Below are 7,959 nucleotides of genomic sequence, written 5' to 3' on the forward strand. Positions count from 1 at the left end.
AGGGCGTCGCCAGGCATTATAGCTCGCGCTTCACATTAACCCATTCGCAATCTCCTGCGCCCAGGCGCAATGCCCCCCAAGCGCAGACCCTCAGGCCGCCCTGGCAAACCACCAGCCCAACCCAAATCACTCCTCAAACCCACCCTCCAACCTTGGGCCGAGCCCCCATGGCGCTGGTCCAACGCGCTGAAAGCTCTACCGGCTGCCAAAGACGCGCGCCCATCATCGTCAGGGCCGCACCCGCGCTTGCGCTCAGAAACAGCAGCGCGGCCAGCGCAAATTCAGTCATGGTCATGTCCGCTGCCGGATTCTCCATGACCAGCCTGCGCAGCAGCCCGCCTTCTGGCCAGGTGGAGATCAACAGGATCAGGCCCGCCAGCCTCAACCCGATCCTGGCCACCAGATGTTCATGCCAGTCCGACATTTTCCGCATTCTCCTTCCCGGAGAATGTTCAATTGCGCATTCCCGCATAGCTTATCGAGAGCGAGAACCGATCGTCCGCGTTGAAATTTCATAGGATTCGGGGGAGTTTTCCGGCATTCCTATGCGAATCCTATGCCGATCGCATAAAGCCCCACTGGAAATATAATGCGGCTTCGTGCGATGGGCGGCCCGGCAACAGCGAGTGACGGTACGGATGACGGATCGAGCGGGCGAGGGGGTGGGCCATAGCCATCCGCAGGGGAAGTTGTCGCTTCTGGCATTGGGGGCGCTGGGCGTGGTGTTCGGGGATATCGGCACCTCGCCGCTCTATGCCCTGAAGGAGAGCTTCGTCGGCCACCATCCGCTGGCGGTCGATCCTGCCCATATCTATGGCGTCTTGTCGCTGGTCTTCTGGACCATGACGCTCATCGTCACGGTCAAATATGTGTTCATCATCATGCGCGCCGACAATCATGGCGAAGGCGGCAGCATGGCGTTGCTCGCCCTGATCTCCCGCAAGCTGGGGGAGAGCCGATGGACGCCGACCATCGCCATATTGGGCGTTCTGGCGGCAGCGCTATTCTATGGCGACGCGATCATAACCCCCGCCGTATCCGTGCTCTCGGCCGTGGAAGGGCTGGAGACGGTGAATGACGGATTTGCGCCCTTCGTCCTTCCCATCGCCATCGTCATTCTGATCGGGCTGTTCCTGATCCAGAAACATGGCACCGCCCGGGTGGGCGCGCTGTTCGGGCCCATCATGGCGGTTTATTTCCTGGTGCTGGCGGCGCTCGGCATCCTCAACATCGTACGCCATCCGGGGATTGTCGCCATCGTCAACCCGATGTGGGCCATCCATTTCTTCGCGCTCGATGCGAAGCTCGCCTTCCTGGCGCTGGGTTCGGTCGTACTGGCGGTGACGGGGGCGGAGGCGCTCTATGCCGATATGGGCCATTTCGGGCGCAAGGCGATCAGCATAGCCTGGCTTTACGCCGCCTTTCCCTGCCTGCTGCTCAACTATATGGGCCAGGGCGCTCTGCTGCTGGACCTGCCTGAGGCGGCGGAGAACCCCTTCTTCCTGCTCGCGCCGGAATGGGCGCGGCTGCCGCTGGTCATATTGGCCACGCTCGCCACGGTGATCGCCAGCCAGGCGGTGATTTCCGGCGCTTTTTCCGTGACGCAGCAGGCGGTGCAGCTCGGCTTCCTGCCGCGCCTCAAGATCGCGCATACCAGCGCTTCGGCGGCGGGGCAGATCTATGTGCCGCTGGTCAACTGGGCGCTGCTGTTCCTGGTCGTGCTGCTGGTGCTGGGCTTCCAGTCGTCGAGCAACCTGGCCGCCGCCTATGGGATTGCCGTCACGGGGACCATGGTCATCACCACCTGCATGATGGCGGTGCTGACCTTCAGCGTATGGCGCTGGAACAGGCTGCTCGCCGCTGGCGTGACGGGGCTGTTCCTCACTGTGGACGGCGTCTATTTCCTGTCCAACGCGACGAAGATTCCCGATGGCGGCTGGTTCCCGTTGCTGGTGGCGGCGGTGGTGTTCATCATCCTGACGACCTGGTCGACCGGGCGGAAGATCATGAACTTCTATCTGCTGGAAGGAGCGATGGAGGTCGAACTGTTCATCCAGTCCGTCTCCGGTTCCCTGAAGCGGGTGCCGGGCACGGCGATCTTCCTCAATTCCCGTGTGGAGGGCGTGCCGCCGGCGCTGCTGCACAATGTGAAGCATAACAAGATATTGCACGAGCGGGTGATCATCCTGACCGTGCGGACCGAGGGCGTGCCCCATCTGCCGCTCACCGGCCGTTCCGAAGTGACGGAACTGGGGGCAGGCTTCTACCGTGTGGTGCTGCGCCACGGCTTCATGGAGGAAGTCGACATTCCCGCCGCGATGAAAGCGGTCCAGGGCTGCGGCGGCCCCATCAATGTCAGCCAGACCAGCTATTTCCTCAGCCGCCAGACTTTGATCCCGTCGGAAAAGCCCGGCATGGCGATCTGGCGGGAAAAGCTGTTCGCCTGGATGATGCGCAATGCCGTGACGCCCATGGATTTCTTCAAGCTGCCGACGAACCGGGTGGTGGAACTGGGGTCGCAGGTCGAAATCTGATTCCCCTTCATTTTTCAACTTCACCCCGTCATTCCCGAAGGCGGGAACCCATCCTCCGGACGTGCTGTCTGGGGCTTCTTATGGAGGGTGGATTTCCGCTCCGTGGCGATGATGGTTAGAGGGAGGAGGGGGCTCAACCCCCATCCACTTCCTTCAACCGGTAGCCGATCCCCAGTTCGTTCGCGATGATGCGGGGCCGCTGCGGGTCGTCTTCCAACTTCTGCCGCAGGGTCCGCACCAGCACGCGCAGATATTCGACATGATGCGCATGCTCGTTGGGCCAGACCTGCGCCATGATCTGCTGATGGGTGATCACCCGCCCCGGATATTTCGCCAGTTGCGCCAGCACGCCATATTCCTTCGGCGTCAGATGCACTTCCTGTCCGCCCCTTGTCACGATCCGCGCCATCAGGTCGATCGCCACATCCCCTGCGCGGACCATCGAAACGCCGCCATCCTTGGTCATGCGGTTGCGCAGCGCCACGCGCACGCGGGCAAGCATCTCGTCGGTATCGAAGGGCTTGGTCAGATAATCGTCCGCGCCCAGGTCCAGTGCGGCGACCTTCTGCTCGGTCGCGTCGCGCGCCGATATGACGATCAGGCTGGCGTCCGAATCCCGTTTGATGAGCGGCACCAGCTCCAGCCCGTCGCGGTCGGGCAGGCCCAGGTCGAGCAGGCAGATGTCGGGTCGCTCCTCCCGCAACTTGTCCAGCGCCTCGCGCGCATTGGCGGCCTCCACCGTCGCATGGTCGGCGCGGGTCAGCGCCGCGTGGATCAGGCGACGGATTTGCGGTTCGTCATCGATGATCAGCACCTTGTGGCGACCGGATGAACGGGTGGTCATGACATGTCCTCGTCAGCAAGCGGAGACAGGATCGAGGCCTGCGGAAAGCGCAGGGTGAAGCAGGCGCCGGGCGGATCGGCCCGGTTGGCGGCCGATACGCCAAGCCCCATCGCCTCGGCAAAGCCCTTGACGATGGCAAGGCCAAGGCCGGTGCCATGCTTCGCCCGGTCCGACCCCTCCATGCGGGTGAAGGTGTCGAAGACGCGCGCCTCGCTCCCCGGCGGGATGCCCGGTCCCTGATCGATCACCGACAGGGTGATCGCGTCGGGCAGCCGCTGGCCCTGGATGGTCACGGGCGTATCCGCATCGGCATAGCGCCCCGCATTGTCGAGCAGGTTGATGAGGATATGGTGCAGCAGCGTCGGATCGACCCGCACCAGCGGAATATCGGGCAATATGTCGACCTTCACCTCATGCCGGCCAAGCGACTGGCGCGTATCGTGGACGGCGCCCGCCACCGCGTCAAACAGGTCCACGGGCTCCAGCTTCAGCGGCAGGGCGCCCGCCTCCACCCGCGCCATGTCCAGCAGATTGGCGACGAAGCGGGTCAGCCGCAACGCCTCCGCCTCCACCGTGTCGGCAAGGTCGCAGGGGTGCTGGCGCTTCAGTTCATGCACGGCGGAGATGATGGTGGTGAGCGGCGTGCGCAGGTCGTGCCCGACCGAGGAGAGCAGGGCGGAACGCAGCCGGTCGCGCTCGCGGATCTGGCGGGCGTCCAGCATCTCCTCCTCCAGCGCCATGCGGTCGAAGGCGATGGACGCCTGGTCGAGCAGGCTCATGAGCAGCGGCAACTGGTCGGACCGCAACGGCTCCCCCGCATCCTCCCGCGCCAGTCCCAGCACGCCCAGCACGCCGCGCGTCGTGCGCAGCGGGTGGAACAGCCAGTCCGACGCCGTCAATGTGGAGGAACCGCGCCCGGCGGGCTGCTCATTGTCCATCGCCCATTGGGCGGCGGCCTTCTCTATCTGCTCCAGCCGGTCCTCCGGCGGCACGGCGGCGCGCAGTTGCGGACCGTCGGGCGATGGGAGGAGGAGGACGGTGCGCACGTCGAACATTCGCCCCACTTCGGCGCAGATGGCATGCATCAGCTCGTCCTGGCTGGCCGCCGCGGTCAGTTGCCGGGAAAATCCCGCCAGCGCCGCATTCTGCCGGGCGCTGCCATGGGCCAGGTCCGCCTGGGCGCGGACGCGGGCGGCGAACTGGCTGGTGACGATGGCGACGCCCAGCAGGACGAGGATGGAGATGACATTTTCCGGATTGCTGACGGTCAGCGTGCCGGTGGGCGGCAGGAAGAAGAAATTATAGGCGAGGCTGGAAAGCAGCCCCGCGAACAGCCCGGCGCGCAGGCCGAAGCTGGCGGCGGCGAACATCACCGGCACCAGATAGAGCAGGGCGATATTGCCGAGCGCGATGGTCTGGACCAGCAGCCGCCCTATGGCGGTCATCAGCGCGATCATCGCCGTGGACCAGAGATAGTCGGCGGGCTTGCCCCATGGACCCATGCGGGCCGTTCGGCGGGGCGGCGCGAACCGGTCGCCCGGCAGGACGTGGATGGCGACGTCTTCCATGGCGCGGACCAGACGGTCGACCACCGACCCGTGCCGCAGTTCGAACCACCAGCTTCGGCTCGCCTTGCCGATCACGATCTGGGTGGCGCGGGCGTCCGCCGCATATTGGCGCAGCCCCGCCACGACGCTGGGGGCGGGGATGGTCGCGGTCGTACCGCCCAGGCGCGATGCGAGCGCCATGGTGTCGGCCAGATGGCCGCGCTCCTCCGCCGTGAAGGCCAGGCTGCGCTGCGTTTCGATATGCACGGCGGTCCAGGGCGCCTTCAGCGCGTCGGCCAGCCGCTTGGCGGCGCGGACCAGCCCCTGCGCGCTCGGCAGTTCGCCGATGGCGACGACGACCCGCTCGCCCGCCGCGAAGCTGCCCGCCAGCGCATGGGCGCGCACATAGTCCAGCATCTGCGCGTCCACCGCCTGCGCGGCGCGGCGCAACGCCATCTCGCGCAGCGCGGTCAGATTGGACTTGGAGAAGAAATGGTTGAGCGCCCGGCTGGCCTCCGCCGGGATATAGACCTTGCCCTCCTTCAACCGATCGATCAGCTCGTCGGGCGGAATGTCGACCACCTCGATCTCCGCCGTTTCGAGGATGGAATCCGGCACCGTCTCGCGCACCCGGACGCGGGTGAAGGAGGCGACGACGTCGTTCAGGCTCTCGACATGCTGGATATTCACGGTCGAATAGACGTCGATCCCGGCATCGAGCAGCTCCTCCACATCCTGATAGCGTTTCGGATGGCGGCTGCCCGGCGCGTTGCTGTGGGCGAGTTCGTCCACCAGCACCAGCCCGGGGCGGCGGGCGAGGATCGCGTCCAGATCCATCTCGCCCAGGCCATGGCCCTGATGATCGACTGCGCGCCGGGAAATGACCTCATGGCCGTGGAGCAGCGCCTCCGTCTCCCGCCGGCCATGGGTCTCGACCACGCCCACCACCACGTCGACGCCGGCCTTCAGGCGCTGCATGCCGTCGATCAGCATCTCATAGGTCTTGCCGACGCCCGGCGCCGCGCCGAGGAATATCTTCAGACGCCCGCGGCCTTCCCGCGCCGCCTGACGCAGATAGGCTTCTGGATCGCGGCGGTCCGGTTCGCTCATCCCGCCTGATTAGCGCCGATGCCATCCAGCCGTCGATTGATTTCGAGGACATTGACCCGCGCTTCCCCCAGAAAGCCCAGAAGCGGTCGCTCGATGCTCCGGTCGACCAGCGCGCGAACCTGGCCCGGCTCCAGACCGCGCGCCTTCGCCACCCGCCCGACCTGAAAAAAGGCCGCATCGGGGCTGATATGGGGGTCCAGCCCCGATGCGGAGGTTGTCACCAGATCGGACGGAACGGGACGACCGGGCGAGTGCAGGGCCTGAATGTCGCGGGCGACGCGGTCGGCCAGCGCCCTGCTGGAGGGCCCCAGGTTGGAACCGGAGGAGGCGAGCCCGTCATAGCCCTTGCCCGCCGCTGACGGACGGGAATGGAAATAGCGGTCGCTGGCGAAATTCTGGCCGATCAGCGTGGAGCCCACCGGCCTGCCGCTCTGCCCGATCAGGCTGCCATCGGCCTGGAACGGGAAAAGCGCCTGCCCGATGCCGGTCAGCGCCAGCGGATAGGCGATGCCCAGCAGCAGCGCGAAGAGCAGCGTCATCGCGAGCGCGGGTCGGAGGGAGGTTTTAAGGTCGGTGAACATTCTGCTATCCTTTCCGCCGTTCGTCACGCCAGACCCAGTCCATTCACGGCAAGGTCGATCAGCTTGATGCCCGCGAACGGCGCGACCAGCCCGCCCAGCCCATAGATGGCGAGGTTCCGCGCCAGCAGAGGCCCGGCGCCGATGGGCCGGTAGGTCACGCCCCTCAGGGCCAGCGGCACCAGGCAGGGAATGATCAGCGCGTTGAAGATGATCGCGGACAGGATCGCGCTTTCCGGGCTGGCAAGGCCCATGATGTTCAGCACCCCCAGCCCCGGATAGAGCGCCACGAACATGGCGGGGATGATCGCGAAATATTTGGCGACGTCGTTGGCGACGGAAAAGGTGGTCAGCGCGCCGCGCGTCATCAGCAATTGCTTGCCCAGGCCCACCACCTCGATCAGCTTGGTCGGATCGCTGTCGAGGTCGACCATATTGCCCGCCTCCCGCGCGGCCTGTGTGCCGGTGTTCATGGCGACGCCGACATCCGCCTGCGCCAGCGCCGGGGCGTCATTGGTGCCGTCGCCGCACATCGCGACCAGCCGGCCGCCTTCCTGCTCCTTGCGGATCAGGGCCAGCTTGTCCTCCGGCGTGGCCTGGGCGAGGAAGTCGTCCACCCCCGCCTCCGCCGCGATGGAGGCGGCGGTAAGGGGATTGTCGCCGGTGATCATCACCGTGCGGATGCCCATCTGCCGCAGTTCCCCGAAGCGTTCGCGAATGCCCGCCTTGACGATGTCCTTGAGGAAGATCGCGCCAAGCAGCCTCCCATCCTTCGCCACTGCCAGAGGCGTGCCGCCCGCGCGGCCGATCTCGTCGGTGATGCGGCGCAGTTCCTGGGTTGCGGCTTCCCTGTCTAGGGCGGGATTGGCCCGCAGGATGCTGTCCACCGCCCCCTTGTGGATGGTCGAACCGCCCAGCGTCACGCCGGAAATGCGGGTCTGTGCCGTGAAGGGAACGACCACCGCGCCTTTGGGCAGCGCATCCGCGCTCTGCCCGAACTTCTCCCGCGCTAGCAGGACGATGGAGCGGCCCTCCGGCGTTTCGTCGGCGAGGCTGGCGAGCAGCGCCGCTTCCGCCAACTCGGCCGGGGACGTTCCGCCGACGGGGCGGAACTCGGTCGCCTGACGGTCGCCGACGGTTATGGTGCCGGTCTTGTCGAGCAGCAGCGTGTCTATGTCCCCCGCCGCTTCCACCGCTCTGCCCGATTTGGCCAGCACGTTGAAGCGCACCAGCCGGTCCATGCCCGCTATGCCGATGGCGGAGAGGAGGGTGGCATGAAAGCGGTCCTCGCTGACATCCTTTCCAAGCTAGGGGAGCCACGCTGAGATGATTTCTAGCACAGCACT

5 protein-coding genes and 1 pseudogene are annotated in these 7,959 nt (G+C 65.9%); 1 reads left to right on the forward strand and 5 read right to left on the reverse strand.

Features of this window, described 5'->3' with window-relative positions; all coding sequences use genetic code 11:
- Nucleotides 1–133 precede the first annotated feature (133 nt).
- A complete protein-coding gene (locus K7W03_RS25755) occupies nucleotides 134–424 on the reverse strand; it encodes a hypothetical protein (protein ID WP_222887764.1) in 291 nt (96 codons plus the stop codon).
- A 214-nt stretch (nucleotides 425–638) separates the two neighbouring features.
- On the opposite strand from K7W03_RS25755, the gene K7W03_RS25760 reads away from it, so the two are divergent.
- Nucleotides 639–2,534, forward strand: coding sequence for a potassium transporter Kup (locus K7W03_RS25760; RefSeq protein WP_222887765.1), 1,896 nt, complete (start codon nucleotides 639–641; stop codon nucleotides 2,532–2,534).
- A 133-nt stretch (nucleotides 2,535–2,667) separates the two neighbouring features.
- Here K7W03_RS25760 and K7W03_RS25765 read toward each other — a convergent pair whose 3' ends face one another.
- The 4 genes and pseudogenes from K7W03_RS25765 to kdpB form a co-directional block, all read right to left on the reverse strand.
- On the reverse strand, nucleotides 2,668–3,378 hold the full coding sequence (locus tag K7W03_RS25765; protein WP_222887766.1) for a response regulator: 711 nt from the start codon (nucleotides 3,376–3,378) through the stop codon (nucleotides 2,668–2,670).
- On the reverse strand, nucleotides 3,375–6,035 hold the full coding sequence (locus K7W03_RS25770; RefSeq protein ID WP_222887767.1) for a sensor histidine kinase: 2,661 nt from the start codon (nucleotides 6,033–6,035) through the stop codon (nucleotides 3,375–3,377). Before K7W03_RS25770 ends, K7W03_RS25765 begins: the two co-directional genes overlap by 4 nt.
- On the reverse strand, nucleotides 6,032–6,616 hold the full coding sequence (gene kdpC, locus K7W03_RS25775) for a potassium-transporting ATPase subunit KdpC (RefSeq protein ID WP_222887768.1): 585 nt from the start codon (nucleotides 6,614–6,616) through the stop codon (nucleotides 6,032–6,034). Before kdpC ends, K7W03_RS25770 begins: the two co-directional genes overlap by 4 nt.
- Nucleotides 6,617–6,639: 23 nt before the next feature.
- Nucleotides 6,640–7,887, reverse strand: a pseudogene (gene kdpB / locus K7W03_RS25780) (potassium-transporting ATPase subunit KdpB); the annotation flags it as partial.
- Between the last annotated feature and the right edge of the window lie 72 nt (nucleotides 7,888–7,959).

It is taken from the genome of Sphingobium sp. PNB, assembly GCF_019873065.1.
In the GTDB taxonomy this organism is placed as follows: domain Bacteria; phylum Pseudomonadota; class Alphaproteobacteria; order Sphingomonadales; family Sphingomonadaceae; genus Sphingobium; species Sphingobium fuliginis.

Bases quoted from the DNA above. Each gene is read 5' to 3' on its own strand.
- kdpC (WP_222887768.1), bottom strand. From the start codon at position 6,616: ATGTTCACCGACCTTAAAACCTCCCTCCGACCCGCGCTCGCGATGACG.
- K7W03_RS25760 (WP_222887765.1), top strand. From the start codon at position 639: ATGACGGATCGAGCGGGCGAGGGGGTGGGCCATAGCCATCCGCAGGGG.
- K7W03_RS25755 (WP_222887764.1), bottom strand. From the start codon at position 424: ATGTCGGACTGGCATGAACATCTGGTGGCCAGGATCGGGTTGAGGCTG.
- K7W03_RS25770 (WP_222887767.1), bottom strand. From the start codon at position 6,035: ATGAGCGAACCGGACCGCCGCGATCCAGAAGCCTATCTGCGTCAGGCG.
- K7W03_RS25765 (WP_222887766.1), bottom strand. From the start codon at position 3,378: ATGACCACCCGTTCATCCGGTCGCCACAAGGTGCTGATCATCGATGAC.